General features: G+C 67.8%; 20 protein-coding genes. 11 read left to right on the forward strand and 9 right to left on the reverse strand.

Annotated features, from left to right (window positions below; genetic code table 11):
- Positions 1-20 precede the first annotated feature (20 nt).
- Together O7634_RS12775 and O7634_RS12780 are read right to left on the reverse strand one after the other, a co-directional pair.
- Complete coding sequence (locus O7634_RS12775) at positions 21-944, reverse strand: DUF2637 domain-containing protein (RefSeq protein WP_278150358.1); 924 nt, start codon at positions 942-944, stop codon at positions 21-23.
- A complete protein-coding gene (locus O7634_RS12780) occupies positions 941-3,727 on the reverse strand; it encodes a BTAD domain-containing putative transcriptional regulator (RefSeq protein ID WP_278150359.1) in 2,787 nt (928 codons plus the stop codon). The genes O7634_RS12775 and O7634_RS12780 overlap by 4 nt, the downstream gene beginning before the upstream one ends.
- Before the next feature lie 279 nt (positions 3,728-4,006).
- Between O7634_RS12780 and O7634_RS12785 the strand changes: the two genes are divergently transcribed.
- The gene (locus tag O7634_RS12785; protein ID WP_278150360.1) at positions 4,007-4,678 is read left to right on the forward strand and encodes an HNH endonuclease family protein; all 672 of its coding nucleotides are present in this window, start codon (positions 4,007-4,009) and stop codon (positions 4,676-4,678) included.
- Positions 4,679-4,714: 36 nt separating this feature from the next.
- Here O7634_RS12785 and O7634_RS12790 read toward each other — a convergent pair whose 3' ends face one another.
- Positions 4,715-7,726, reverse strand: a complete 3,012-nt coding sequence (locus tag O7634_RS12790) for a tetratricopeptide repeat protein (protein ID WP_278150361.1) — start codon at positions 7,724-7,726, stop codon at positions 4,715-4,717.
- A gap of 365 nt (positions 7,727-8,091) precedes the next feature.
- Positions 8,092-8,703 carry a YrhB domain-containing protein gene (locus O7634_RS12795; RefSeq protein WP_278150362.1) on the reverse strand — a complete coding sequence of 204 codons (612 nt, stop codon included), beginning with the start codon at positions 8,701-8,703 and terminating at the stop codon, positions 8,092-8,094.
- A 115-nt stretch (positions 8,704-8,818) separates the two neighbouring features.
- Here O7634_RS12795 and O7634_RS12800 point away from each other — a divergent pair, with 115 nt between their 5' ends.
- Positions 8,819-9,553 carry a hypothetical protein gene (locus O7634_RS12800; RefSeq protein ID WP_278150363.1) on the forward strand — a complete coding sequence of 245 codons (735 nt, stop codon included), beginning with the start codon at positions 8,819-8,821 and terminating at the stop codon, positions 9,551-9,553.
- A 6-nt stretch (positions 9,554-9,559) separates the two neighbouring features.
- Here the strand turns inward: O7634_RS12800 and O7634_RS12805 are convergent, their stop codons facing one another.
- The 5 genes from O7634_RS12805 to O7634_RS12825 form a co-directional block, all read right to left on the reverse strand.
- Positions 9,560-10,432 carry a hypothetical protein gene (locus O7634_RS12805; RefSeq protein ID WP_278150364.1) on the reverse strand — a complete coding sequence of 291 codons (873 nt, stop codon included), beginning with the start codon at positions 10,430-10,432 and terminating at the stop codon, positions 9,560-9,562.
- A 512-nt stretch (positions 10,433-10,944) separates the two neighbouring features.
- Positions 10,945-12,981: a hypothetical protein gene (locus O7634_RS12810; protein ID WP_278150365.1), complete on the reverse strand. Its 2,037-nt coding sequence runs from the start codon at positions 12,979-12,981 to the stop codon at positions 10,945-10,947.
- Position 12,982: 1 nt separating this feature from the next.
- Positions 12,983-14,881 carry an Hsp70 family protein gene (locus tag O7634_RS12815; RefSeq protein ID WP_278150366.1) on the reverse strand — a complete coding sequence of 633 codons (1,899 nt, stop codon included), beginning with the start codon at positions 14,879-14,881 and terminating at the stop codon, positions 12,983-12,985.
- An 88-nt stretch (positions 14,882-14,969) separates the two neighbouring features.
- Positions 14,970-15,677 carry an SDR family oxidoreductase gene (locus tag O7634_RS12820; protein WP_278150367.1) on the reverse strand — a complete coding sequence of 236 codons (708 nt, stop codon included), beginning with the start codon at positions 15,675-15,677 and terminating at the stop codon, positions 14,970-14,972.
- Complete coding sequence (locus tag O7634_RS12825) at positions 15,674-16,705, reverse strand: transcriptional regulator (RefSeq protein ID WP_278150368.1); 1,032 nt, start codon at positions 16,703-16,705, stop codon at positions 15,674-15,676. Before O7634_RS12825 ends, O7634_RS12820 begins: the two co-directional genes overlap by 4 nt.
- A 792-nt stretch (positions 16,706-17,497) precedes the next feature.
- On the opposite strand from O7634_RS12825, the gene O7634_RS12830 reads away from it, so the two are divergent.
- The 9 genes from O7634_RS12830 (at position 17,498) to O7634_RS12870 (ending at position 26,141) form a co-directional block, all read left to right on the forward strand.
- Positions 17,498-18,703, forward strand: coding sequence for an FAD-binding oxidoreductase (locus O7634_RS12830; protein WP_278150369.1), 1,206 nt, complete (start codon positions 17,498-17,500; stop codon positions 18,701-18,703).
- On the forward strand, positions 18,700-19,407 hold the full coding sequence (locus O7634_RS12835) for an N-acetyltransferase (RefSeq protein ID WP_278150370.1): 708 nt from the start codon (positions 18,700-18,702) through the stop codon (positions 19,405-19,407). Before O7634_RS12830 ends, O7634_RS12835 begins: the two co-directional genes overlap by 4 nt.
- 149 nt (positions 19,408-19,556) lie before the next feature.
- A complete protein-coding gene (locus O7634_RS12840; protein ID WP_278150371.1) occupies positions 19,557-19,880 on the forward strand; it encodes a hypothetical protein in 324 nt (107 codons plus the stop codon).
- Between the two features lie 11 nt (positions 19,881-19,891).
- Positions 19,892-21,337 (forward strand): APC family permease, encoded by a 1,446-nt coding sequence (locus O7634_RS12845; RefSeq protein WP_278153954.1) that lies wholly within the window; start codon positions 19,892-19,894, stop codon positions 21,335-21,337.
- A gap of 124 nt (positions 21,338-21,461) precedes the next feature.
- Positions 21,462-22,319, forward strand: a complete 858-nt coding sequence (locus O7634_RS12850; RefSeq protein ID WP_278150372.1) for a hypothetical protein — start codon at positions 21,462-21,464, stop codon at positions 22,317-22,319.
- Positions 22,316-23,524, forward strand: a complete 1,209-nt coding sequence (locus tag O7634_RS12855; protein WP_278150373.1) for a histidine decarboxylase — start codon at positions 22,316-22,318, stop codon at positions 23,522-23,524. Before O7634_RS12850 ends, O7634_RS12855 begins: the two co-directional genes overlap by 4 nt.
- Positions 23,525-23,670: 146 nt before the next feature.
- Positions 23,671-24,615: a hypothetical protein gene (locus tag O7634_RS12860; RefSeq protein WP_278150374.1), complete on the forward strand. Its 945-nt coding sequence runs from the start codon at positions 23,671-23,673 to the stop codon at positions 24,613-24,615.
- Positions 24,612-25,373 carry a methyltransferase domain-containing protein gene (locus tag O7634_RS12865; protein ID WP_278150375.1) on the forward strand — a complete coding sequence of 254 codons (762 nt, stop codon included), beginning with the start codon at positions 24,612-24,614 and terminating at the stop codon, positions 25,371-25,373. Before O7634_RS12860 ends, O7634_RS12865 begins: the two co-directional genes overlap by 4 nt.
- 516 nt (positions 25,374-25,889) lie before the next feature.
- Entirely contained in the window at positions 25,890-26,141 is a 252-nt protein-coding gene (locus O7634_RS12870) for a DUF397 domain-containing protein (protein WP_278150376.1), read from the forward strand.
- Positions 26,142-26,201 lie beyond the last annotated feature (60 nt).

Genomic DNA, 26,201 nt, shown 5'->3' on the forward strand with positions numbered 1-26,201 from the left:
CTCGCAGTGGTTATGGCACGTTATATCGATGAGGTGGGGCGAGAACCGCTGACCGAACGCGTGTCTTGGCGCAGCGTGGCGAGGAGTTCCGACACGGCGCTGTTGCGGATCGAGTGGCCGTTCTGGCGTATGCGGCGTGCAAGGGCATCTCGGCTGACAGTCTGGCCTTCGCGGATCAGCTCGTCGCGGGCGGCGCGGGCGGCGGGCAGCAGCGGTACGAGATCCCGGGCAAGGTCCACATCGGCATCGTCTGTGTCGTCGGACGAGTCGTTATCGTGAGATTCCGTGTCGAGGTCATGACCGGGCTCATTGGTATCTGATTCGTGGCCGTCTTCCGAGCGTTCGGCGGTGTCAGGAGCCTCATCGAGACGCTTCCTGTCGATATCAATATCGACATCGACGTCATCGGGAGCGGGCTCGGGTAGTGGTCTCCGATCCGGTGGCGTGGATTCGTTGTTGCCGGGGGAGGGTTCGACAGATGCCGCTGCGGCGCGCTCGGCCGGTGACGGTGCCGTTGGTGCCTCGGTCGGCACGGCGTGCGGTTGGCGTTCGGCTTCGCGGCGGCGGGCGGCGAGTTCCACGAGCGATACTGACGCGACGATGATCAGCCCGTCCACCGAGAGCGGTAGGAGGTAGGGCACGGTTCCGGTCTCGCCGTATCGGGCGACGACTCCGACCATGTGGTGATAGCTGATCCACGCGGCGATGGCGGCGATAGCTGAGGCGGCGACGACTCGGATGGCGCCGAGTGAGCGCCGGTGAACGGGTACCCGGGTGACCAGCTCGACGGTGATCAGCAGGGCCAGCGGTGGCCACGCCGCGATGGCCTGGGAGATCGGGTTCGCTTGCGCGTGCAGGATGTTCGCGGTGACCGAGGCGGCCACGCCGAGTGCCAGCGTCGCCCGCACGGCCCATTGCATCCGCTGGAGCTGGCTGCCGTTCATGGCCGTCCTCCGCTGGCCGGGGCGACGGGTTGGAGCTGCCGTTCGGCGACGCGGCGGGTGGCCTGGGACGGTTCGGCGTCGCCCAGGTCCGCGAGGCGTTCCTCCAATCGGCGCAGGGTGCGCCGCACGGCGTCGGGCCGTAGCTGTCGGCCGTGGATGCGCATGATCCGCTGGTACAGCTCCTCGTTGACGGGGTCGAGGTCGGTGGCGCGTTCGAGGGCGGCGATGGCCTGGTTAGGGTGGTCGGGTTCGAGGATCTCGGCGATGCGGGCGTAGGCGGTGAGGATCTGATGGCGGTAGCTGGCGGCGTAGTCGGTGGCCCAGAGGTGGTTGTGGCTTTCGGCGAAGTCGCCCCTGTACAGCTCGGCCGCCCGGCGCAGCGCGGCCAGGATCGTCGCCTCGTCGTCGGTGGTGGTGGCCTGGTCGATGGCGGTGAGCATCTGCCAGAGGTCCACGGTGACGGTCTCGGGGTCGAGCTGGTATCGGGTGGTGGCGGGGGCGTAGACGATGAACATGGGCTCCTCGTGGCCGGTGGCGGCGCGTAGCACCCGCCGGGCGGAGGTGATGTCGGTTCGGACGCGTTTGACGGCGGCGGTCGGGTCGATGTCGGGGTGCAGGTCGGCGGCGAGCTGATCGAGGGTGCGGCCGGCGGGGTGGGCGGCGAGGACGGTGAGCGCGGTGTAGGAGCCGCTGCGCATTCCGGTGGCGATCGGACCGGCGTCGGTGGCGACGGTGACCGGGCCGAGCACCCGGAGCCGGACTAGGGCCGCCGCGTCGCCGGGCTGGACCGGTACGCCCTCGGTCGTCTCGACGATCGCCGCGGCCGGCGAGATCTCGGCGGGCGGGTCGTCGACGTCAGCGCCCGCCTCGGGACGGGCTATCGCGTCGGTGAGCATGGAGAGGATGGCGGCGAGGTCGTCCGCGCCGAGGGTGGACAGCCGGGTCACCGAATGCGGTTCGTCGCCGGTGGTGGTGCCCTCGGCGGTGATCTCGACGGTGGGGATGCCGTTGTGCGGGCCGAGGATGACGGGGTGTAGGTCCAGGGCGGCGCGGTGGGTGGCGACGGCTTGGAGGCGGGCGGCGTGCCGGGGGCTGGACTCGATGAGCAGCACGTACGGCGGTTGGGTCTCGGCGTGGTCGGTGCGGGCGTTGAGGTCGCTGATTGTCTCGGCGTGGAAGGTGTCGAGCAGCCGGCGTCGGCCGATCATCTCCTCCTCGGCGTGGGTGACCGCCGCAGCGATGTCGGCGAGCAGGACGAGGCGTTCTCCGTCGTAGGCGGTGCCGTCGGGGTCCAGCCCCACCAGCGGGGCACCCGGCGGCAGAAGTCGAGCGAGTAGGTCTGCCGTGGTGACGACTACCGGGCGGGCGGTCGCGCTGTCGGTGACGCCGGTGGTCAGGGCAGCGGCGAGGACGGCGCGGGCTGCCGGGATGGCTGCGTCTCCCTTCAGGGCAAGGCCAGGACCGGGCAGGTGGAACAGGCTCACTTCGTTGCCGTCCCGGTCGACGCCGACCGGAGCCGGTACGGCAGGGCTGGCACGGCGGTGGTCACCAACGGCGGCGCTGAGGTCGCGGCTGCCGATGGTCTCGACGTCAATGAGCCACGGCGGAGCCAGGGTGGATTGCGCCCCAGTGCTAACGGATGCCGGGAAGATCAGCCGGGCGTGGCGGTGTCGGTGGAGACGGAGCAGCGCGGCCACGGCGGCGATGGCGGCGGCCAAGCCGAGGCTGATCCAGCCCTGCGTCGGCAGTGCCACCCCAGCCTCGTCGCTTGGCTGATCGGGGAGCGATTCGGAGGCGGGTGCCGCACCGTCGGCAGGGACGCTCGGCGTGGCCGGCGCGGGGGTGGGCGGCCTCGGCGTACTCGCTGTCTTGTTGTGGGGGGCCGGTATGGCGCTGGCTGGTGGTGCCGGCGGCGGCGCGGTGGGCGCGGTGTCGGTTGTCCCGGGTGCCGCGACGTCAGGGCTGCCAGGGTTGGGAGCGGTGGGATCAGGTATGCCAGGTGCTGGCGTGGTTGCACGCGCGGGGAGAGCGAGTGTCCATCCGACGTGGATCTCGTCGGGGTCGGTGAGGGCGTAGCCGTTGGCCTGTTTGTGGCCCCGGTTGAGTGTGTAGATTTCCCGCCAGCGTTCTGGGTCACCGAGATGCTTCGCGGCGAGGTCCCAGAGGGTGTCTGCGGCGACGACTCGGCACGTGTCACGCGGGGTGGAAGGAGCCACGTTGGCGGCGGCTTCCTGGCGAAGGGTCGGTGGCGGGGCGGATCGGACGGGGACGGTTAGGGCAGGCGGCGTTCCCAGGGTTTCCCCGCGTGGCACTCGTGATGTGGGTGCCGGCGGGGCATTCAGGGCGTCGAGAGTGAGTCGCTCCTCGGCTGCCGACGATGGGGCGTTTGGTGACGGCTCGGCGTCCATCGCGACAGTGTTGTCGGCGGCAGCGGGCAACGCGGCCACCGTGGTGGCGGCAGTGCTGCCGAGCAACACGGCCGTGAGCGTTTGCAGTGGCCGGGGTAAGTGCAGCACGACGTGCCAGCGCAGGCGGTCGGCGAGGGATTGGCGGGTGTGTTCTGCGATGGCGACGGCAAGGAGTAGCCACAGCAGCCAGGCCCCGACTTGCCCCAGCAAGGCGAGGAAACCGGCGCTCAGTGGCTGGCTCAGCCACCCACGTAACTGGTCCGCCGACACTACCCCGGGGCTGATCCAGCCGACCCGGTAGAGCAGTATCGGTGGTGCCAGTGCGAGCACGAAGGTGCCGGCGCGTATGAGCACTGCTGAGGTTCGTATCGCCATGGGGTGTCTCCCTCCCGAGGTGCGCAAAGGGCGGTGAGACAGACCGTAGGAGCTGGATGCGCTGCTGAACCGATGCCGGTGCTAACAGCACCTCACACGGCCTTACACGGCCTTACACCGGCAGGTCACAGCCTTGCCGTTCCTCCGCGTCCCGCGACGTGGGGGGTGAGGTGACGATGCGGATTCGTTGCTGCTTTCTTCCCTCTTCACAAACACGCTCTTCGATGGACATGATCGCTGTAGACGAATTGCCGTCTACCCGATGTCGAGGAGGCCGCTATGCGGATACGACTTTCTGCCCACTTCCCCCGCGCTGCGCATGCCGTCGCGGTTGCCGCCGCCGTAGTAGTCGCGAGCGCTGGCCTCGTCGGCCTCAGCGCTCAGCCGGCGCCAGCCACGCCCCCGGGCATCCCATCGAAGGCGACAGCGCAATCGCAGCTCAACGCGCTGATCGTGGCCACAGAAGGCTCGACCAGCGGCTACTCCCGCGACCTGTTCCCGCACTGGATTGCCATCAGCGGTAGCTGTAACACCCGCGAGCAGGTCCTCAAGCGCGACGGCACCTCGGTCGTCGTCGACAGCTCCTGCGCGGCCACCTCGGGTCGCTGGTACAGCCCGTACGACGGGGCGACCTGGACGGCGGCCTCCGACGTCGACATCGACCACGTGGTGCCTCTCGCGGAGGCGTGGCGCTCCGGCGCCAACTCGTGGACCACCAGCCGCCGGCAGAGCTTCGCCAACGACCTGAGCCACCCGCAGTTGATCGCGGTGACGGACAACGTCAACCAGGCCAAGGGCGACCAGGACCCCTCCACCTGGCAGCCGCCCCTGTCGTCGTATCGATGCACGTACAGCAAGATGTGGATCGCAGTGAAGTACACCTGGGGCCTGAGGCTGCAATCCTCGGAAAAGTCGGCGCTACAGGCCGTGCTCAACACCTGCAGCTCTTGACCACAGCATCGGCCAGCGGCAGCTGAGGGTTTCCAGTTAAGCGGTGTCGGGAGTTGCCTCGTCGGCGTGGGGTGACTTGGGTGGTGGCGATTTGGGTTGCTGATTGATGGCGCTGTTTCGTAGGTCGGTCAAGGTGGATACCGCCGCGTCTCGGCGTGGGCTGAACGCCTGCGGTTCGGTGGCTGCGAGTTCGTGGAAGTACCGCACCCCTTCGGCAACTGAATCGAGGATCTGCTCCGACGTCTCTCCGAGAATGCGCGCTATGTTTCCGACGGTCCACAGGGACGTGGCGAGGTTGGGTAGGTAGGCGTCGCGGTTGCCGTCGGCCAATTCCCGGTTAAGCTGGACGGCTTCCTGGCTGGCGGCGAGCGCCTCGGCGCGGCGTCCTGCCGCTGCCAACTGAACGGCGTGGTTGTTCAGCGACATGGCGAGGTCGGGTAGGTAGGCGTCGCGGTTGCCGTCGGCCAACTCCCGGCGCAGGTCGAGGGCTTCCTGGCTGGCGGCGAGCGCCTCGGCGTGGCGTCCTGCCGCCAGCAACTGAAGAGCGTGGTTGTTCAGCGACGTGGCGAGGTTGGGTAGGTAGGCGTCGGGGTTGCCGTCGGCCAACTCTTGGTAGAGGTCGAGGGCTTCTTGGCTGGCGGCGAGTGCCTCGGCGTGGCGTCCTGCCTCCGCCAACTTGGGAGCGTGGTTGTTCAGCGACATGGCGAGGTCGGGTAGGTAGGCCTCACGGTTGCCGTCGGCCAACTCCCGGCAGAGGTCGACGGATTCCTGGCTGGCGGCGAGTGCCTCGGCGCGGCGTCCTGCCTCCGCCAACTTGTGAGCGTGGTTGTTCAGCGACGTGGCGAGGTTGGGTAGGTAGGCGTCGGGGTTGCCGTCGGCCAACTCCCGGTAGAGGTCGAGGGCTTCCTGGCTGGCGGCGAGTGCCTCGGCGCGGCGTCCCACTTCCGCCAACTTGGGAGCGTGGTTGTTCAGCGACGTGGCGAGGTTGGGTAGGTAGGCGTCGGGGTTGCCGTCGGCTAACCTCCGGCGCAGGTCGAGGGCTTCCTGGCTGGCGGCGAGTGCCTCGGCGCGGCGTCCCACTTCCGCCAACTGAAGAGCGTGGTTGTTCAGCGACATGGCGAGGTCGGGTAGGTAGGCGTCGGGGTTGCCGTCGGCCAACTCCCGGTAGAGGTCGAGGGCTTCCTGGCTGGCGGCGAGTGCCTCGGCGCGGCGTCCCACTTCCGCCAACTGAAGAGCGTGGTTGTTCAGCGACATGGCGAGGTCGGGTAGGTAGGCGTCGGGGTTGCCGTCGGCCAACTCCCGGTAGAGGTCGAGGGCTTCCTGGCTGGCGGCGAGTGCCTCGGCGCGGCGTCCCACCTCCGCCAACTTGTGAGCGTGGTTGTTCACCGACGTGGCGAGGTTGGGTAGGTAGGCCTCACGGTTGCCGTCGGCCAACTCCCGGTAGAGGTCGAGGGATTCCTGGCTGGCGGCGAGTGCCTCGGCGCGGCGCCCCACCTCCGCCAACCGAATGGTGTGCAGGGTCAGTAGGTACGCTCGGTCGTTTGACTCGGTCTCCGCAGCCGCGGCGGTCAGCGCGTGAGTGGTCAATGCGACCGCGATCCGGCCGAACTCGATCGAGGGGTGCGGCACCCGCCGCGCTGTCCGCTGGACCCAGTCGGGATCGAGTTCAGCCGTGACGAGCAGGGCCGCGGCCCGCGAGGCGAGCATTCCGGGAAACTGGTGGCCGACCTGGAGCACGGCCTCAGTCATCACCGGCAGATCCGCGGCCAGCGCCACCTCGATCATCTCCGCAGCGTCGGACTGGTGGCTGCGCGCTCGGCTCAGAACCGTCAACGCCTGGACCGCCTGACCGGGAGCCAACCCTTGCAGGATCCTGCTGCGCTCGGCCGGGGTGCTTTCGGACAGGACCGCGACCGCCAGGTTCTCGGCGAGTAGGTCCGGCTGCAATGTACCCAGCCCACCGCCCGTCCCGGCTGCCGGGTACAGACCGTACAACCAGTCCACGTACCCGTTGACCACCTCTGGCTGCGCCCCGCCTAGGCCCGGCACCCGGCGGACCAGCTCCATGGCCTGCTCACGGCTGTCCGCACCCAGCAGCGCCGCCACAGCGACTAACCGCCGCAGTACGCCGTCGGCATTTGACGCACCCGCACCTGGTAGACCATCGCGGCGGGCCCGGTGCCGCCAGTACCGGGCCTCATGGCCCAGCACCTCGGCCAGCACGTCGTACCGGTCATCACCACGGGGCCCGCCCAACACCGCCAGCAGCGCCTGCGCATGCAACCGCAACACCGGAACATCAGAACCCAACCCGCCCAGTGGAACATCACCCGGAGGCCGGCGACCCAGCCGGGCGGAGAACGCCACCATCGCCTCCCCCACGATCTGCTGCGGGGTGTAGTCCTCAATACGAGCCGGTACCTCTATGACGTTCGCCGGCAGGGTCAACGCGTCCACCAGATGGGCCTGTGGCGGGTACGCCGCCGACAGCGATGACCACCACAACCCGGCCGACCGGGCCAGCAACAACACCCGCACACCACCGGCCCCCTGCGCGATACACAACAGGTGCGCCAACGCGTGCGGGTCACGGGTCTCGGCGTAATCCACCGTCAGCAACAACCGGCCCGGCCGGTCACCCGTCTCAAGCTGCCCGGCGACCGTCGCCTCCCCGTCGAGTGCCACAGCCCAGCACTCCCAGCCCGTCAACCGGCCCGCGAAATGTCGCCCCAACCGGGTCTTGCCTACACCGCCCGCACCCACCAGCAGCCGCACCACGCTCGCGTCCGGATCCGCACACCACCTGTCCAACGCCGCCAGTAGCCACCCACGACCCACGAATCCGACCACCGCCGCCTGCGGGCGCAAAAGCCACACCACCGATTCCGGCAGCTCCGCCACTAACGCCCCCGCGACCGCCCGATCCCGCCGATCCCGCCGTTGCCGCGCGACCCGAACCCACTCCAGGACCGACGGCGCGAACGCTCCCACCACCGCCGCCGCTACGCCCGCGACCACTGTCCAGACCGGCTTGTCGTCCGTGACCAAGGCCCACACCGCCGCCGCAGCGACCGCTGCCGGAACCAGCACCGCCCACCAGCAGCGCCCGACCCACCTCAACCCAGCCCGAAGCACACCCGCACGATACTGAAGGTGATCAGACCAACACACAGTCGATCGTCCCAGAATGGCATCCGCTCATCGGCATGATCGGTCGCCGCGCTGGCGTCCGTTCGCCACTACGCTCCGTGACCCGCGCGCAGCCTGCCGCCCGCCTGTCTGCGGCAGATCCGCGCGTCCGGCTTTGGTGAGCAGTCGGCTATGCAAGCTTGGCTAGAGGCGATGGTGCCCAGCGATGCTCGCCGTCGCGTCGTCTTCATCAGTGTGGCCGGCGCCCCGACCGCAGTTCTTGCCTACGATCCAGCGGCCTCGTCATACGGGCCAGCAAGCGTCTCGATCGCTAAAGGCAGCGGCTCTGGTTCCTCCCACATGAGGCTCACCAAGCACTCCCAGGGCTCATCTCCCTCGCTGACCGCGTCGACGTAGGCCTTCGCATTCCGCAGGCTCATCCGCGGCGCCTGCTGGCGGATATACCGCAGCGCCGCCATCCTGTCCCCACGCTGTACGAGGGCACGGACCTCAGCGAGCAGCGGATCGCGAGGTCTGACGCCCTTGTGCTGCCATACATGCACGTCAGCCCATCGATTTGTGCCGCAAATCGCGACTGGTATGTGGTGGATGCTGCCGTCTTCCCCATCAACAAAGTACGGGCCCTGCCCCACCAGCATGTCGGCGAGGTCACCGGAACGCAGGTACTCAACAGACTGCCAGCCGACCAACCACCCGAGGACGTGCTCCTCGACACCGCAGACTGCAACCTCGGGCACGCCGACGAGCCGTCCCTCCCGTCGCTGCCTGACCAGCAAGGCCTCGACGAGTGCGACAGCGCGCTCTCTGGTGATCACGTTGGCATCATCCGTCACGACGACCAACACACCAACCGCATTCGCAACCCAGCTCGTCACTCGTCGAGGGGTCGGTGGCACCTTCGATGTCCTACCTTTGGCACGTGCGCGCGTCGCCACCCGCCACTCAGCTGCTCAGAGTGCGCGGACGGCGGCAGATGAGCGCGCAGGGAAGGTGGAAGCCACCGACCGGGAGCGGCTGTTTATGCTTCTGCACTACGCCGATGCTCGGCCGATCAATGGGAGTCCGGAAATGCCCTCTATCCACCCAGATTGCGTGCAGTTTGCCCTGGATGAGTTGGCTGACCGGCTGGTGGTTCCAGCTGACTTGATCTCTGTTCACCGAGATGACCCCGGGCGAAGTCGTAGCCGCCGCTACCAGAGCATCCGTTACGGAGCTTTTCTCCTTACCTACGGGCCATTCGAGCGCTTCTTCAACCGGCTGATCGAACTACATGGCGGGCCAAGTCAAGGTTTATCGCTGACCACGGACAAACTGAGATCGGCCTTCGAGCAGCGACTCGCGGTGCCCAACCTAACGAGAACGTGGAAAGCACGGGTGCGAGTGGCTCCTGGCCAACGTGGTGGTGACAAGCGTTGGCGCTGGACTTACCTCGCTGGGACAGATCTTCGGGACTACCTGCTCGATGCCCGCAGGCTTCGGCACCTTCTGGCCCATGGCGCCGATCCGAGCGACGCAGAGAACGTGTCTATGACGCTATACGTGCGCCGCAGTGACGGCGGCCGCTCAGTAACTCTGATGTGGGCGGAGGGCTTTTTGCAAGCGGCGCAGGACATTGCATCATCGACCGCACGCCGGCTTGCAGGCGGAGACGTTGCCCTACCGGACTGGCCGCAGCCGGTACGGTCCGGTGTCAGTGCGCGACTACCGGATGCCCCATACCAGTAGGTCGATCTAGCCAGGTAGCCGCCTCTCCTCGTCGGTGAATGGCTGCGGCTTGCCCAACAGGCGAGCAGCAGTCTTACCGCGCAACGCTTGCAGCTGGTCAGGGGTCAGGTCATCGATCATGACGACGTTCTCGGCATGCCACTTCTCGTAGCGACGACGCTTCCGTTGGCTCTCCGATTCCTCATCTGACCCAGGTCCTTCATAAACCTCACGGGTAAGTTGCTTCTCGACCTCGACGTACTCCTCGTCGTCCATGTACGCCTGAATGCCAATCGGTGGGCCAGCGTAGACGGTCTGGCCGTTACCCAGCTCTAGGTACACCCCGTAGACAGTCTGGAAGACACCGTGATCACGTAGCGCAGCGTTGAGAAGACCCGACATGTTCTCCTTCTCGTGAAGCACGACGATCTCCTCGCCCGACTCGACCCTCTTGGGCAGCAGATCGCCCCAAGGGCTCGCGTATGGCTGCGGCTCGAACTGAAACGACGTACCGAGATCCAACTCCACGACGTAGAAGCACCTGCTGACCGTGACGGCCATCCGCCCGCTGTTCCTGGCGAAGATCGCGTTTACTGGCATCCAATCGTGCTCTTGATCTGGGGCACCCGCAACCTTGCGTCGCTTCTTTTTAGCAGGTGCCTTCTTAAGCCCCTTGCGCTTGTCCCAGGGGTCGCCCTCGACCCGCATGATCTTCGAGCGCCCGTCCCGGAAGTGCACTTGAAGGGTCCCGTGCTCGTCCACGTATCCCTGGCCAAGTTCAGCGGATATCTCAGCACCGCCTTTTCGGAATGACTTGATCGCCCATGTGATCGTCCAGGCGAGACTGCCCAGCGCCAGCACTGCGCCGATGATCGCAAAGGTGACCTGAATCCCGGACATGGGTCTCAATGTACAGGGCGGTAGCACGTGCCCCTGACGGCCAACCCTAGCGATCCTCAGCCCCACGGCTAGGGGTGCTGGGCGCACGGAGGACTCGACAAATGATCTTTACAGACCCTCGTCATTGCTCCGGGTCAGCCATGCTTGAATAATCATCGCGCAAGGGTTGGCGAAGAAGCTGACTCGGGTTAAGCCATCATCAGATCGCGAGGCTCTCGAAGCCCATTGCTGAATAGCAGAAGCGTGCTCTTCTCGGCAGAGTCGTTCGCTTGGTCCGTCGCTCGCTGCTACGTACCGCAGCCGATGACAAGCATTGATCGTGTAGCGGTGTCTAGGCAGCTCAGCGTCAAGATCCGCCAACCGATGAGAAGCTACGAAGGGAGTGTGGATCTAACGGAAGCCTCTCTGTTGCCAACGCCTTGACACAGAGAGGTGCCGTTAGCCAGACAGCCCCGCTACGAACCGTAACTCTCGGTAGCAGGAGGATCGAGGTCTAGGTTACGTGAGTCAGGCTATTGCCGGCTGACGCTGGTTGCGTTGCTGGCCCTGCTTCGGAGGCGATCGGGAGCAACGTCGTCGAGCCCTGCCTCCGATAGGAGGCGCAGGTAACGGCCCTGCAGTTCGGTGGCCGCGTCGTGGTCACCCTGAGCGGTGAGCGCGCTGCGGGCACGGGCGTGTAGATCTGCGTTGTATGGGTCGACGCGGAGGCCCGCCTGCAGCAGGGCAAGGCGGCGCGGCGGATCAGGTTCGGTGTCGGCGAGGCCGGCGCAGGCGTCGATGACATGCTGGCGGGTCGTTTCGCGAATGCGGTCGAGCCATGGCCAGACGCGTCCGGCGGCGAGCTCAGCGGGGTAGGCGTCAACGACGGCCTGCCAGGCAGCGGTGGTGTTGGTGACGGCGCTGGCGGCGTGGTGAATGGCGGTTTGCAGCTGCCACAGGTCGACGTTCAGGTGTACCGGGTTGAGGCGATAGCGGTCGTCGGTGTGTTCGATGATGTGCAGCCCGCTGGCATCCCGGATGACAGTGCGGAGTTCGCTGAGGGTGGTGTAGAGCCGTCCGGTCAGGGAGCTGCGGGGGACACCCGGCCAAATGGCATCGGCTAGCTGTGCGGTGTGAGCGCCGGTGGGGTGGTTGGTGGCGAGGAAGACGAGGATCTGGAGGGCGGCGCTGCGGCGGATGGTGAGGGGTTCGCCATCGATGAAAAGGGTGGGCTCGCCCAAGACGCGTAGCCGAAGCCTACGAGTGGAAGCATCTGGCCGGCCGCGGGGCTTGCCTCTGGTCGCTTGCTGAGGCAGCCGGGCCCTCGGTGGCACCACGTGCGGCAGGGAAGGAGGGTCCGGGGTTGCTGGGGTGGGCGGTGCCGGGTCGGGGTGAACGATGACGGCGAGCAGGTCAGTCGCTGCCACCTGATCGAGGACACACAGTCGCGGTCCAGGCTCTTCGGGCCGCGAGGGGTCGTGCAGATGGCCTGTCCGGGCGGCTTGCCAGGTTGGACCGGCCGGCCATCCTCCCAGCACAACGACTCGGCCGCCGGCCGTGGCCGCCATATCGGCGAGGTGTCTTACGTCGTAGTCGTCGCACTCGTCCTTCAGCAGGAGGACGATCCTCGGCGCGGGGAAGGACTCGATGAGCCGCGTTGCGTCGTGAATGGTCTCCACCGTAGTGAGCTGTGGTAGCCCCCGCCCGAGCGCATGTGCGTCGCCGCCCAGGACATCGGTCAGCGTTGCCCTGGTGGTGACCAGCGTTGAGGTGCCAAGGTGGTGCCCGGCCAGCAGGGCAGTAATCAGCAGTCCTCGGCCGATCGAATGCGTGCCTGGTCCGCTGACCCCCACACCGCTGACCGGGAGGGCACCGATAAGGGCAGCGAAGCTACCCGACGGCTCCGGTGCAACCGACGAGGCGGGAGCATCGGCGAAAGCTGCCTGCACGGCCGCGACGGTCGGGGGCAGTCCTGCGGTATCGAGTCCCTCGCGGCGGTGTGAGTTGGGTGGGCGAGGTCGGTAGTCGCGGCGGCGGCGCAGCCAGACGAGGGCTGCGGCAGCAGCGACCTGCCCGGCGACCTCATCAGGCAGCCACCCGCCGGCCAGGTGAACCCCGCCATCGCTCGCCGCCATGTCCTCATGAATGGGGCTGACTCTGTCGGAATCCTCGGGTGTCCCCGCTGCGAGCGGAGGCGACGGTTGCGGCAGGGCGATCGTGACCGTGTTGGTGGCGACGCCGAACACTGCGGCTCCGGCCATCCCGCTTGCCGTTGCCTGCAGCGGCGTCGGCAGCGGAAGTCGGCGCAGCCATCCCACGGTCGTCCGCAGACGGGTCAAGACCCGTACGGTGACGGTGTAGGCGAGCAGCAGCCACAACAGCCACGCTGAGATCGTTAACGCGGCGGTGAGGGTCTGCTCGGTCAAGGGCTGCTGCACCCACGCCTGCACCTGCTCCGTGCTCGGCCATCCACGTACCGGTGGGCCAACCAGAAGTACCAGCACCACGGGCGGGCCCGCCAGAAGCGCAACGACGACCAGCAGCGACATCAGATGGCGCGGCCACCGCATCTCACCCACCCCCACCCGACGGACCAGCACCCACAGATCGCTGCCTACCGACAGGGCTCGTGGTGGCAGGGCGGAGGATGCGGGTCCACAATCGGGCGGCCCACCACATCGCAATGGCCACGGCGTAGCTGACGCCGAGAATGCCGGCGGCTTGCTTGCTGACGATCGCGGCGCTGATCACCGCGACGGGAGCGCTGAGGATGAGACGGAACATCAGCGGGGCCACCAGCGCCATTACCAAGCCGACGCCGAGGAGGAGTCCACCAATGCGCCCGGCGATGTCGATCCATAACAGCCGGTCGGGCCACCTGTCGGCCGTCAGCGAGTACTGGATCAACCCCATGCCGATCCCTGCGGTGACGATCGAGCCGGTCGGTGCGGCCAGCAACGCCGACCAGCCGCCGTGCGGGGCACGCCACTGCCGGGCGGCGACCACCGCCATCGCCACGGCCATCACCACAATCGGGACGATCGGCCACAGGGCCCATTTCAGGAAGGGGCCCACGGGTTCGCCGAAGTACTGGCTGGTGACGACAGCGTAGAGGCCGGCGAGCGCCGCGCCGAGGCTGACGGCGGCCAGGATGCCGATACTGGCCTTCCCGCCCTCGGTGCGGGTACTCGGCGTGGGATTGCGCGCGGCGATCAGGGAACCGAGGACAGTGCCAGCGGCGAGGCATGCCAGCAGCGCGAACACCGCCGCCATCGCGAGTTCACCCCAGTTCAATTGCACCGATCGATACACGTTCATCACATTGTGCTCTTCGGCAGTCAGGAGGCACTGCCAGATCAGAGCCAGCGATGCAAAGCCCGGTACGGCGATCATCACCGCCCGCCGGATCGGCGGTATCGGCACCTCCTCCGCGACCGCCAACCCGACGTTTGAGGCGCCTGCGTCCGCGGCACCCCATGCGGCGACGAGCTGAGGATCGGGAACAACTGTGGGGGTGATGCCGGTATGTTCGGCGACGACCGTGTCCAGGTGTGGCAGGTGGGCGCTGCCGCCGACGCAATAGATCCCCGCTAGGTCGCTGGCGGACAGCTCGGCGGCGGCGATTGTCTCCCCAATCAGCTCCGCCACGCGTCGAATTACTGGCAAAGCGGCTTCGGCGAGCATGGCGCTGTTCGCGATGACCGGTGCCTGTCCGGCGAGCGGTACCGTGACCGCAGGGTGGGCTCCCAAGGTTTCCTTCGCAGCACGGACGCTCTCCGCTGCCGCCCAACCGCCTACGCCCTCGCCGGGCGCGTTCCGACCGGTTGTCAGGGCGGCAGTCAAGGCCAGGTCGACGGTGGCGCCGCCGGCGGCAGGGTCAGCGAGGGTCGAGAGAACCTCGAACCCGGCAGGGCCCCTTCGAAGCACCGTCACCTCCGCGCCCGCGCCGACGTCACAGACGACGATGAACGCCCCAACCGGTAGTTGCAGACTGGTCGCGAGGAGGTGCTCGGCGACGGCTACAGGTGCCTCAACGAGACGTGGCTGCGCCAAGCCTGCCCGATGCGCGGCCTGCCTCATCCAGGTGCGCCGACGCGGCCCCCAGCCTGCCGGCACCACCAGCCGCACATCCCGCACCGGCCCGCCGGCAACCCGCTCGGCTTCGGCCGCGACCGTCCGCAGCGGGGCCGCCGCTAGCGCAAGTGCCTCCACCGAGGCGTCTTCGACCTTGACATCGCCATCGACGGCCCGGCGAGGGCTCGGAATGAACCTGCCCGGCTGCTCCACGGCGGCCTGCCACGCCCGCCGCCCTGTCCGTACCTCCCCGTCGGGGCCCACGTACACGGCGCTGGGCAGATACGGCAACCCGTCGAAAGAGAGCGCGGACGCGCCGCCGTCAGCCCAGGCCAGAACAGCCACGGTGCTGGCGACGCCACAATCGATCGACAGCCGCGCTTCCCCCGCCTGCATACACACAGTCAAACATGAAGATCTCGTTCACGTCATCTGTTGATCACGCAGAGGTAGCTCGGTGCGTCCAGGCTGTCCGATGATGCCACTACCAGGCGAGTGGTCGTCGTCGGAAGTAGAGTCCCCCGGTCGGACCGTCTGGTGGCAGTGTGGCAAGCCATACGAAGGTGTCCGCAGCCTCGTCCGGCGTGGAATTCGCCTTCCCGTAGGCCAGCCGGGTGTCGACCTTTCCCGGAGACGCTGCGTTCACCAGAATGCCGTCGTCCTTGAGCTCAGCTGCAAGGATGCAGGTCAGGGTATTTATCCCAGCCTTAGACACTCGGTAGGAGACGCTTCCGGTACCCATTTCACCAAAGGTGCCCATGTGGCTGGTGACGTTGACGATTCTGCCGTAACCGTTCTTCTTCATCTCAGGGATGGCTGCGGTGCAGCAGCGCCAGGTCCCCATGATGTTGGTTTCTAGGGTCGCGCGCACCTTCTCCATGTCTGCGCTGGCCGCTGCCTGCCCTCGGTCAATGGCGATGCCTGCGTTGTTGACGAGGATGTCTAGCTGGCCGTACTGGTAGCCCACGTCTGCCATGGCGCGAGCGACGCTGGCCGGATCGGCGATATCTAGTTGGTGCCCGGAGGCCGAAAGTCCATCCGCGAGAAGCTCGTCGGCGGCCCGATGTGCGGCTTCCTCGGTGCGGGCTGTGACTATCACGTGGGCGCCGGTCTCGGCTAAGCCGCGGGCGATGGCCTTGCCGAGTCCGCGGTTGGAGCCGGTGACAACTGCGACCCTTTTGGCCTCGCTCATGTCAGCAGACTACGCACGCACTCATCCAGCTCTCCTGCTGCGGGGTGTCGATGCGCCACGAGGCGACCATGGATGTCCAGCAAGCGGCGATGGTTGCGCACGGATCGGGTGGCGACGACATCTGGGGCTGCTTGGGCGACAAGGGTGCACGCCTGCTCGACGTCTCCGAGGTTCAGTACCGAGTCAGCGCGCCAGATCAGATAGGTTGCGCGGTCCCGGCTGCGCTCGGCCGGTTGCAGTGCGAGGGTCTGCTGAAGCCAATAATCGCTGGCTCTATGGCGTTGTAGCAGCAGGTAGCATGCCGCAACCTGGGCGGAGTACTCCGCATGATCAAAGTAGCTGGCCCAGGCCGGGCTTGCTTCGTCGTCAGCGCATGACATCTCTGTTTCGGCCTCTGCGAGTCGGCGCTCGCACGCTACTGATTCACCAAGCACCGCATGTGTGCGAGCCAAACGCGTCGTGAGCATCGCTCGCACGCGGGCGGGCGCATCCTTGGCCCCAGCTCGCGCGGCGTCGGCCAGACGGAGAGCCTCGGTGGGGCGTTCCGTGTCAACCCGCTGAAGGCTCATGCACTTCAGGATGTTTGCGCCTGCCGCGCGGTCAGCTGCGGAGTGGGCAGCGTGGAGGGCGGCAAACCAGTAACGCTCAGCCGCCGCGTGGAATCCTGCATCGAAACTTGCCCAGCCGGCGATTCGCCCCAACTCGGCAGCGACAACCAGTAGACGATTTCCGGCAACCTCCGAGTAACTGCTGTGGCGCAGGAGATCCGTTACCAGCCGAAGCTCGGCGTCAACTAGCGACCGCACGCTCCCGCCGCCGAGGCTGGCGTCCATGCGGCGCAGGGCCGGCAGCCGCTGTTCAAAGCAATCTAGGAGATCTGCGTCGACGCGGCCTCCCTCAAGCGCTGCGTTGATCTTCGGAGGCTCGGTTGCGAGCCAATGTTGGGCTATCGCGACAGCCAACCCAGCCTGCATGATCAGAAACCCACGGCGATCTAGCACTGCTGGTCCTGCAGTGTCGTCAAGCAAGGCCACTGCTCCCTTGACAGTCCAGGGTGCTGACGCACTGATCGGGGGACCAGTAGGGAGCCAATGGGGCCACCCGAGCGCCTTAACTGTCTGTCTATCAACGCCGAGTTCGTCGGCCAATGCGACCTGTGAATCCTCATCCGGCACCACGCCCCATCGCTCCCAGCGCCAAGCCTTCTCGCGCCGGGCTGCAGTGTTTAGACGGCGCGCGATGACATCGACGAGATCTTGCTGCGTCCAGCTTCGCTGTTCTCGAACGTAGCTCAACGGATGCACCAAGAGCTGGCCTCGTGGCGATGGTGTCCGCGTCATCCTGCCTCCCGATCGTCGCCGTCACTCTAGTCCGATCCGGTCAGTGAAACCTGCTCCCAACTGCGGGAACTGCTCGGATTTGGCATGAGACAACAGTGAGACAACAAGCTAGGCATCGATTTGGTCTAGTCGTTCAGCTTTCCTGAATAGGCCAATCCGCATCGCTGTTGATAGGTCGCTGTAGGTGATGGACCGTGCTGGCGGAACTCATGTCGCCTGGCTCGACGGTGACCAAAGGGAGTCGCGCCCGAGATGCGCTGGCGAACCTCCTAGCTGGGGGGATGAGAGGAAGGGGGAGAGAGATGTGCCGGCGGAAGTGGTTCGTTCCGGCCGATGAGCGGTCGTTCGATCCCGTGGGCGGCGACCTGACGCGACAGAGGGAGATCGACGCGCGGGTCGGGCCGTATGCGGAGGGCACGAAGCCCAGTCGGGCGGTGCCGGGCGTTCCTAGTGCCCGCGATTCCAGGATCAGTCGGCGCGATGGCTGACCTGGGGAAATCACTGATGGTCACCCTCGGCGCACCTGATCGTGCCGCAGGCCATTTCTGGTCGTTCATGGAGGACCGCAGCGTGCGGCTACTTCCGCACCAGTTCGCGGCGGTGTTCTTTTCGACGCTTGGGCAATTGGTCGCTGGTCGGGGTGATCCGGCTGGTCGGCGTGCGGCGTTGGCGGTGTTGGGTCGGATGTACCGGCGTTTTGGTCTTCAGCCGTATCACGGGACGGCCGTTGCGGCTGCGTTGGTCGATACGGTGCGCCGGTTCTCGGGCGAGGGTTGGGAGCCTGAGCTGGCGGGGCAGTGGGAGGTGGGGTGTCGTCGGGCGCTTCGGCTCGCGGAGCGGGCGGCGGGGGCGTTGGGTGATGGTCCGCATGTGACGTTCGGCGAGGTAGAGGCGTGCGAGCCGCTCTCGGAAGGCGTCTCGGTGTTGACTGTCCGGCCTATGCGGAGGCTTCGGTATGTGCCTGGTCAGGCGATGCCGGTGTGTACTCCTCGGTTGCCGGGGTTGTGGCGGTGGTATTCGCCGGCGAGCGTTCCGCGCCCGGATGGGCGGGTGGAGTTCCACGTTCGTGCCGTACCGGGGGGTGTGGTTTCGCCTGTTCTGGTAGAGCGGGTGGCTCCGGGGGAGCTGTTGTGGCTGGGGCCGGCGTCCGATGTCGGGTTGTCGCTGGAGACCGCTGGTGACGCCGATCTGCTGTTGGCTGCCGGGGGTACCGGTCTTGCGCCGTTGCGGGCGTTGGTCGAGCAAGTCGCCGCGTCGCCCGGCGGGCGGCGAGTGACGTTGGTGGTGGGCGCGCGGACGCTTCTGGACCTTTACGACGTGGTCGCGTTGGACAAGCTTCAGCAGGCCCATGGTGACTGGCTCACGGTCGTGCCGGCTCTCTCCAACGACCGGGATGTGGAGCTGGCAGCGCAGGGCGATCTGCTCAGCTTGGCCCTGTATCACCATCAGCCGGGGCAGGCGTTCTATGTGTGCGGTTCACCGCGGTTGATTGAGGCGGCGCGGAATCGGCTGCCGGCCGCAGGGGTCGCTGCGGACAGCCTGCACCTCGCGGCGACCTTCCATCGAGCGCTCGATTCGGCGCTGTGGGTGGCTCGCCAACGCTCAGCGTCCGCTGCCCGCCTGGGGACCGTGGAGGCGGCCGGCGGCGGTAGCTCGCTCGGCCAACCCAGAGGGGATGTGCCATGAGCTTGATGGAGATGGCAGTCCGTCGCGCGACCGGCGAGGACGTTGACGCATTGTCCTCGGTTATGGCTGAGGCACTCATGGCCCAGCCCATGGGTGTTTGGCTGGTTCCTGATGTGGCCGAGCGCGCAGTGGTTCTGCGCCGTTGGGCACAACTTGTGCTGTTGCAAGGGCTGGAGCACGGTCGAGTCGATACGACCGACGATCGCGCGGCGGTGGCGGTGTGGTACGCGCGGTTGGAGCCGCCCCCGCCGGCTGCCGCATGGGTGTACGACCTGGACAGGCTCCTCGGCCCGCACGCCGCCCGGTTCGCCTTGCTGCATGCCTGTGTCGATGGGCTGCGTCCCCACCGTCCTCATCACCAGCTCGCGCACGTCGCGGTCCGTCCTGGGCATGGGGACGCCGTGCAGGCGTTGCTGGCTGCCCATCACCAGACCCTGGACCTCGCGGGGTTGCCGTCGTGTGCGGAATACAGCGGCGACCGGCCCGGAGACGGACTGCTTGCAGAAGTCGGTTATCAGCCACGCTCGCCGATCCTGCTCGCGCCAGGAGGTCCCGTTCTGTGGCGGATGTGGCGCCCTCAACCTTGCGACGAGCAGCCCTGCCGATCGGCTGGCGGCGGACTGCCGCGACGAGTCCGCCTGCACCGCAACGTGACTCCTTTCCTTGGCCGGGTCATCCCGACGGCATCGCCGCGTTCTCCCTGACCACCCGGTAAGGCACCGGTTCATCACCTGCTGGCGGCGACGTCTCGGCCAGCGGGCCACGTCCTCGCACCCTCATGACAAAGGAAGGCACCCCCATGCTGACCCGAGCCGCTCAGCCCACCACCGCACTGCGACCAGGGAGTCCCGCCTTGGGGCGCTGGTTGAGGTTGCCAGCCCGGTTCGCGCCTGCCGACCACACGCTCGAAGGCGACATGACGTCGACGGAGTACGCGTGGGGTTATGCGATCCGGCGGGAGTGGCCGGACGGAACGCATGACCTGTTCGGGTTCACGGCCGACACCGACACCGCGACTCGCCAGCTCAACCGCGACCGGAGCTTCTGGCGTTCCGGCCCGGTGCGACCGACGGCGGTCTACCTCGTGCCGGCCAACGCCGCCGATGTGGGCGCGCATCCGGTGGATGGATGCCGTAGATCGGGGTGCCCGGACTCGCCGAAGCGGGGGCAGCGGTGAAGTCGGTGCAGGTGCAGGTGGGGCTCGCTCGTCGGACGCTGACGCCGTTCGGGTTGTGGATGTTTGGAGCAGCGGCCTCAGCGCCCATGGTGGTGCTCAGCGGAGGCATTGTCGCCACCTATGCGACGACGAAGGTAGTGGCGCTTCCCTTGATCTTTGTGCTCGTGGCGGGCACGGTCGCGCTGCTGGCGGTGGGGTACGCGGCGATGGCCCGCCAGCTCGGGCACCCGGCGGCCTACTACGGGATCCTCGCGCACGGGCTGGGCCGGAGTTGGGGTGTCGCTGCCGGCGTGGTCGCCCTGGTGGCCTACAACGCGATCCAGATCAGCCTGTATGGGCTGTTCGGGGCGACGATGGCCGCGCACCTGGGCGGCACGTGGTGGGTGTGGGCGGGCCTCGCCCTGGTCGTCGTCGGGGTGCTGGGTGTGCGGGCGATCGTGTTGTCGACCCGGGTCTTGGCCGTCGTGCTGGCCGTGTCCTTGCTGATCGTCGCGGCGTTCGTCCTCGCCGGGGTGGCACAGCCAGCGGCCGGCAAGGTGTCCTGGGACGGCTTTCACGCCTCTGCGCTAGCGGCCACCGGCATCGGCGGTGCGGTCGCCTTCTGCGTGGCTGCCTACATGGGCGTCGACGCGCCGGGGTCGCTCGTCGAGGAGGCCGTCGACCGTAGGTCGGTCGGCCGGGCCACCATCGGCGGGGTCCTCGTTCTCGGCGGAGTGTATGCCGTTGCCGCGTTCGCGATGGGAGCGGCGGTCGGCCCGGACGTCGTTGGGGAGGTGGCCGCTGATCCGGCGGCGGGGCTGCCGTTCTCGGTCCTAGCGCGCCTAGGCGACTGGTGGACGACCCTCGCGAACGTGGTGCTGATCTTCGCGATCGTCACGTCGATGCTGGCGTTTCACTCGGTCCTCGCCCGGTACGTGTTCGCCATGGCCCGGGAAAAGGTGCTGCCGGCGAGTCTTGCCCGCAGCAGTAGCGCGACCCGGGTCAGTGCGCCGCGTGGTGGGTCGTTGATGCAGACGACCGTCGCCGTGGCGGTGGTGGCGGTGTTCGCGTTCAGCGGCGCTGACCCGGTGGCGGTGATGTTCACGTGGCTGTCGGCGTTGGGGGCGATGGGCCTGCTGTGTCTGTTGCTGGCCGCGTCGGTGGCCGCGATGACGGCACCGGGCAGGGTGCGCGGCCCGCAGGCCGGCGCGTGGGAGTGGCGGCTCGCGCCCGCCTTGGGGGTGCTCGGTGGGTCGGTGGTGCTCGCGCTGATGATCGGCAACGCCGGGTCTCTGCTCGGTGCCGCTCCCGGGTCGCTGTATCCGTTCCTGCTGCCGGTGATCCTCCTTGCCACTGCCGTCGCGGGCGGCGTGTGGGCCGGGCATCTGCGGCGGGCCCGCCCGGAGGTCTACGTCGGCATCGGCCGTGGCACACCCAAGAGACATGCCGTTCCGGACGCCATGAACCTCTCGATCTGAGGAGGCGATGATGAGGACCCACGCAGCCACGTCCCCTGGCAGGCACCACGGCGTCGATCCGCTGGACCCGCGCTGGCAAGCGGGTTACCCGCCCGCCGCACCACCTGCCAGTCACCGCGAACCCGTGGTCGCTGTGCCGCCGCCCGGCTACGGCGCGGCACCTGTCCCCACCGGCTACCAGCGGCCACCCGGCGCCGCCGTTCCCCCTATCCCACCCGAGGGCCCGGCCGGCTCTGACCAGCACGCCGTCGACGGCGACGGGCCGGATGACCTGCGCTGGACTGACCTGCGACTCCAGGTCGTCTACCGGTCCAAGCGGCTGAACACCGGCCACCTCATTGAAGCCGATCAGGCGTTCGGAGGGCGTGGCGCGGTCGGCCCCCACGCGCTGATGCTGTTCTTCGTCTCCGACGCCCCCAACGAGCCGCACGGCTACCGCTTGCACACCGCCCACCGCACATGGCTGCAGTCGCCGGACTCCGACGTCTTGCCGCAACTGCTCGCGGAGATGACTGAGGTCGCCGCGGACAACATCGCGTCCATCGGACGCGAGTGGAGTCCCCTCGGCCCAGAGGGTTCCATGGTCAACGGCGGAGACATGATCCTGCCTCCACGTGTCTGGTACGTCGGCGTGGGTGTCAGCACCCTCGACTCCGCCCAGGGCCGCTGGTACCAAGTCGCCCGGACAGTACGCGAAGCCGCTGCCGCCGGCCGTCACATGTCAGCGTTCAACCTCAAAGGGCAGTGCTACGTCCTGTTGACCGACGGCACCGCCCTGCACATCGACCGTGACCCGCAGGCCCGCATCGGCGACGACGGCGTGCGCTGCAACAAGACCCTCAACCCGGACCGAATCACCTACTACAACCCCTACGAGCATCTCACCGAGCAGGGCGACGACGAAACCCGCGACATCTGGCGGCATCTCGGCGCACTGCACCACACCCTCACCGCGCACCTGCTCACGGGGCGGCAGGCGTGACCCATCATCAGAGCCTCAGCCTCGCCGACGCCGCGGACCTCAGCCGCGCGCCGATCGATGTCACGGCCGTGCTCGACCACCTGATCCATGAGGCCGACGCCGCCGCCGCGACGAGCATCGGGTTTCCCGGCGCCGTGGACCTCGACTACGGCGAGGTCCTGACCCGCCTCGGCAACCGGCTGTGGAACAACATCGGCGACCCCGCAGACCTTGGCGGAGTCGCCCACACCCGAGTGCTGGAACGGGCCGTCATCGCCTGGGTCGCCGACACCCTCGCCATGCCCCCCGATGACCGATGGGGCTACGTCACCACCGGCGGCACCGAAGGCAACCTCTCCGCCCTGCACACCGCCCACCACCGCCACCCCACCGCCCGGATCTACTACTCCACCGCCGCCCACTACTCCATACCCAAGATCATCCGAATGCTCGGGGCGCGAGGCGTATTGGTCAACGCTGACGCGAGCGGAGAGATGGACTACGCCCACCTCGCCGCCCAGGTCAGCCGCCACCGACGCTGGCCCGCGATCGTGGTCGCCACCGCCGGCACGACCCTGACCGAAGCCGTCGACAACACCACCTCCATCCGCGCCGTCCTCGACGAGCACCAGGTCACCGGATACCTGCACGTTGACGCGGCCCTGTCCGGCATCCCCCTCTCACTCGATGGCCGACTACGTCTCGATGACGACAGCGGCATCAGCAGCATCGCCATCAGCGGCCACAAATTCCTGGGAGTACCAACGCCCTGCGGAGTCGTCCTCATCCGCGACCATGCGCGCCACACGGCCCGCCACGTCGCCTACACCGCCACCCTCGACACCACCATCACCGGCTCCCGCTGCGGCCTGGCCGCCGCCTTGCTCTGGCACGCCATCGCCACCCACGGCCACGAAGGGCACCGCTGGCGGGCCACCCAAGCCCGCCGCCTCGCCGCCTACACCGTCGATCAACTGAACGCCGCCGGCTGGCCCGCGTGGCGGCACCCGCACGCCTTCACCGTCGTCATGCCCACCCCACCCGAGCAGGTACGCAAAAGGTGGCTACTCGCCAGCGACGGAGCCACCAGCCACCTCATCTGCATGCCCGGAATCACCCACGGCCAAGTCGACGCCTTCCTCGCCGACCTCACCGCCATCGCACCACCACGGTCGATCCCACGACCCCGAGCGCACGGCCTACCCACCCCGAGCAGGACGCTATGAGCACCACCCCCACCAGCCCTCCGAGCCGTCCCGGCGATGCCATGGCCACACCCCGTGCTGTCCTTTCGGACGGTGCGGACACCCGCATGGAGTCTCTGCCGTCCGTCGCCGCCTCTAGCCGGCGAGCACATCGCGGGAAAGTCGGGGTGACCGTCCTCGTCACTGCCCTCATCGCCGGGCAGGTACCCCCGCCGCCCAGTCAAGAATCGCCACTCCTGCTCACCGCATCTGACGGCTGCGACGTGCCAACGCCGAACCATGATCTCGCCGACACCGCACACACCCCGACGGCGACAAACCTGCGGCCCGGTCAACCGGCCCGCCCGATCCTGCTCCGCCTAGCGCGCCACACCGCAGCGGACCCCTGCGACACGGCTGCCGGCCGTTTCAATCTCGTCCACCACCGCACCTGGTACGACAACGAAGGCGAACAAACCACGCGGGATGTCGTGCGCTGGTACGCCGACGACGACTCCGGCGCCGAGTTGATGACCCAGCACCCGAGCCATGGGTTCGATGTCATAGAGGATTTCTGGCTACCAGGGTGGCTACGCGACAGACATTTGTTCCCCGCCTACCGCAGCACCGATTGGCTCCGTGCCCAGTCAAGCCTGCAAACGGCACAGGTCAACAGAACCACACAACTCGTGGCCGGTCTCGCCGCGCTCGCCACCTGGCACAGCCCCGGCCCGCCGCAACGCGCCCTCGCCACGCAGGCCCTCGCGGACACCACCGGGCTGACCGCACACCCCCACACGCTCGACCACGCCGGCCGCACCGGCATCGCCGTAGCCGCCACCAGCGACAACGGCCGTGAACGGCACCTGCTGATCCTGCACCCCAGCACCGGCGCTGTCCTGGCCTACGAACGCGCCACCCTCACGCCGACCGGCTGGCGCACACGCGTCTACCTGCTTGTGCTCACCCGCACCCACGCGCCCTACCGCTACTGGGAGCCACCCGACACCAACACGCCACCCGTGGCCTTCCCGGACCAGCGGGAAATGCCCAGCAGGCCCGGCGTGTGGCTTGTCCCCGCCGAGCACCCCTGCGCGCCCGAGCGCGAACCAGGAAAGGAATCACCGCGATGACGACTACTCACAGCGGCCAACTGCGCCCTGCCCGACTGCGTGAACTGCTCGACCCGATCATCCGCCAGCAGCTGGACCGGCTCGACATTCAACCCGGCCAGCGCGTCCTGGAGATCGGCGCGGGCGGCGGCGAGGTCACCGCCGACCTGGCCCGCCTCGTCGGCCCTCGCGGCAGGGTCACTGCGGTCGACAAGGATACGAGCTACCTCAACCCAACGAGCGTCATCGACGTTTATCAGCGGGACCTGAACGGTGACGATCTTCCCGGCGAGCCCGACAGCTTCGATGTCGTCGTCGCCCGATGGCAGCACGGCGCACTGCCACACCCCGCAGCGGCGCTGGAGCAGATGATCGCCCGGCTGCGTCCCGGTGGCTGGCTCGTCCTGGCCGACATCACCGACACCCCGCCACGAGTCTTCCGGGCAACCGAAGACGACACCCGGCTGATCCACACCGTCATGCGACGCGTCTACCGCATCATCGCCGGACTTGACGGTGGCGGCACCTGGACAACGGACGCCCCCGCCCTGCTCGTCGTCAAGGGCATGCCGCAGGTCTGTACCCACGCGTCCACCGAGACCTGGACCGGAGGCGGTCCCGGATGTCAGCTACTCGCCGACGTGATCGACCACCTCCGCCCCGCCCTGGCCGCACCCGACACCGACCTCGATCGGTTCATCGCGCTCATGGCCGACCCACACGTGCTCCTGGGCTCCTACGAACGCCGGGCTGTCCACGCTCGCAAGGCAACCCCATGAGATGCCTTGTACGAGGCGCTGCCGCAACCGAGCCCGCCGCAGGCGGATCGAGAAGCACCGAAATTCTCTGCTCCGAGACTAGGGCCGCTGGGAGGCCGGCACCTCCCACCAGCCCTCACCTGGTAGTCGCCGTGCGGCGACTGCCTGATCGGCCGCAGTTCGGCGCGGTGGCCGGTACCGGTCGGCGGCAGGGGTACCCCCGTCCCCTGCCGCCGACCGCCTCCGGCCCTTGCTGGAACGGGCTCCACGGCGGGCATCCCGACGATGAGTGAGCCCAGGCCCGGTCGAGGGCAACCGCGGAGCGCCTTCGGCCCGCCGCGGGTGCCGAATCGAGAGCCGGAAGCGGTGGCTATGTGGCGGCACCACCTGGTCATCGAGCGGATCGAGAGGGAGCCGTCAGCACGTCCATCCCATTGACCCCCGGGCAGGCCGCTGCTGTGAGGGACGCGGCCCGTCCGGGTGCACAACGGCGCGGAGACCGAATCTCCGTACACCATCGAGGATCGGAGGATCCTGATGAAGCACGACCCTAGTGCAATCGACCTGTACGGCCTGCCGGTCGAGGGGGTGCAGCTGAGCAACTTCTGCGGCGGCAACCTCGGCAGCGAGACCCAGCAGTGCGTCGAGGTCGGCGCGATCCCGGGCGTCGAGGGCGCATATGTCCTCGGCGACAGCAAGAACCCGGGCGCCGGGCAGCTCCGCTTCACCGAGGGCGAGCTGGACGACTTCGCCCTCGGCTACATCGCCAAGCGTGGCCTGACCGCCTGACCACTCGGCCTACGGCACCATCACAGCAGGAAGCGGGCCGCCTCGCCCCACCGGGGGCGG

Origin of the sequence: Micromonospora sp. WMMD1120 (assembly GCF_029626235.1) — a bacterium.
Taxonomy (GTDB): Bacteria; Actinomycetota; Actinomycetes; order Mycobacteriales; family Micromonosporaceae; genus Micromonospora.

Excerpts from the sequence above, each read along its gene's own strand:
- O7634_RS12775 (WP_278150358.1), bottom strand. The coding sequence starts at position 944 with ATGAACGGCAGCCAGCTCCAGCGGATGCAATGGGCCGTGCGGGCGACG.
- O7634_RS12780 (WP_278150359.1), bottom strand. The coding sequence starts at position 3,727 with ATGGCGATACGAACCTCAGCAGTGCTCATACGCGCCGGCACCTTCGTG.
- O7634_RS12785 (WP_278150360.1), top strand. The coding sequence starts at position 4,007 with ATGCGGATACGACTTTCTGCCCACTTCCCCCGCGCTGCGCATGCCGTC.
- O7634_RS12805 (WP_278150364.1), bottom strand. The coding sequence starts at position 10,432 with ATGTCCGGGATTCAGGTCACCTTTGCGATCATCGGCGCAGTGCTGGCG.
- O7634_RS12810 (WP_278150365.1), bottom strand. The coding sequence starts at position 12,981 with ATGCGGTGGCCGCGCCATCTGATGTCGCTGCTGGTCGTCGTTGCGCTT.
- O7634_RS12815 (WP_278150366.1), bottom strand. The coding sequence starts at position 14,881 with ATGCAGGCGGGGGAAGCGCGGCTGTCGATCGATTGTGGCGTCGCCAGC.
- O7634_RS12820 (WP_278150367.1), bottom strand. The coding sequence starts at position 15,677 with ATGAGCGAGGCCAAAAGGGTCGCAGTTGTCACCGGCTCCAACCGCGGA.
- O7634_RS12830 (WP_278150369.1), top strand. The coding sequence starts at position 17,498 with ATGGCTGACCTGGGGAAATCACTGATGGTCACCCTCGGCGCACCTGAT.
- O7634_RS12835 (WP_278150370.1), top strand. The coding sequence starts at position 18,700 with ATGAGCTTGATGGAGATGGCAGTCCGTCGCGCGACCGGCGAGGACGTT.
- O7634_RS12865 (WP_278150375.1), top strand. The coding sequence starts at position 24,612 with ATGACGACTACTCACAGCGGCCAACTGCGCCCTGCCCGACTGCGTGAA.
- O7634_RS12870 (WP_278150376.1), top strand. The coding sequence starts at position 25,890 with ATGAAGCACGACCCTAGTGCAATCGACCTGTACGGCCTGCCGGTCGAG.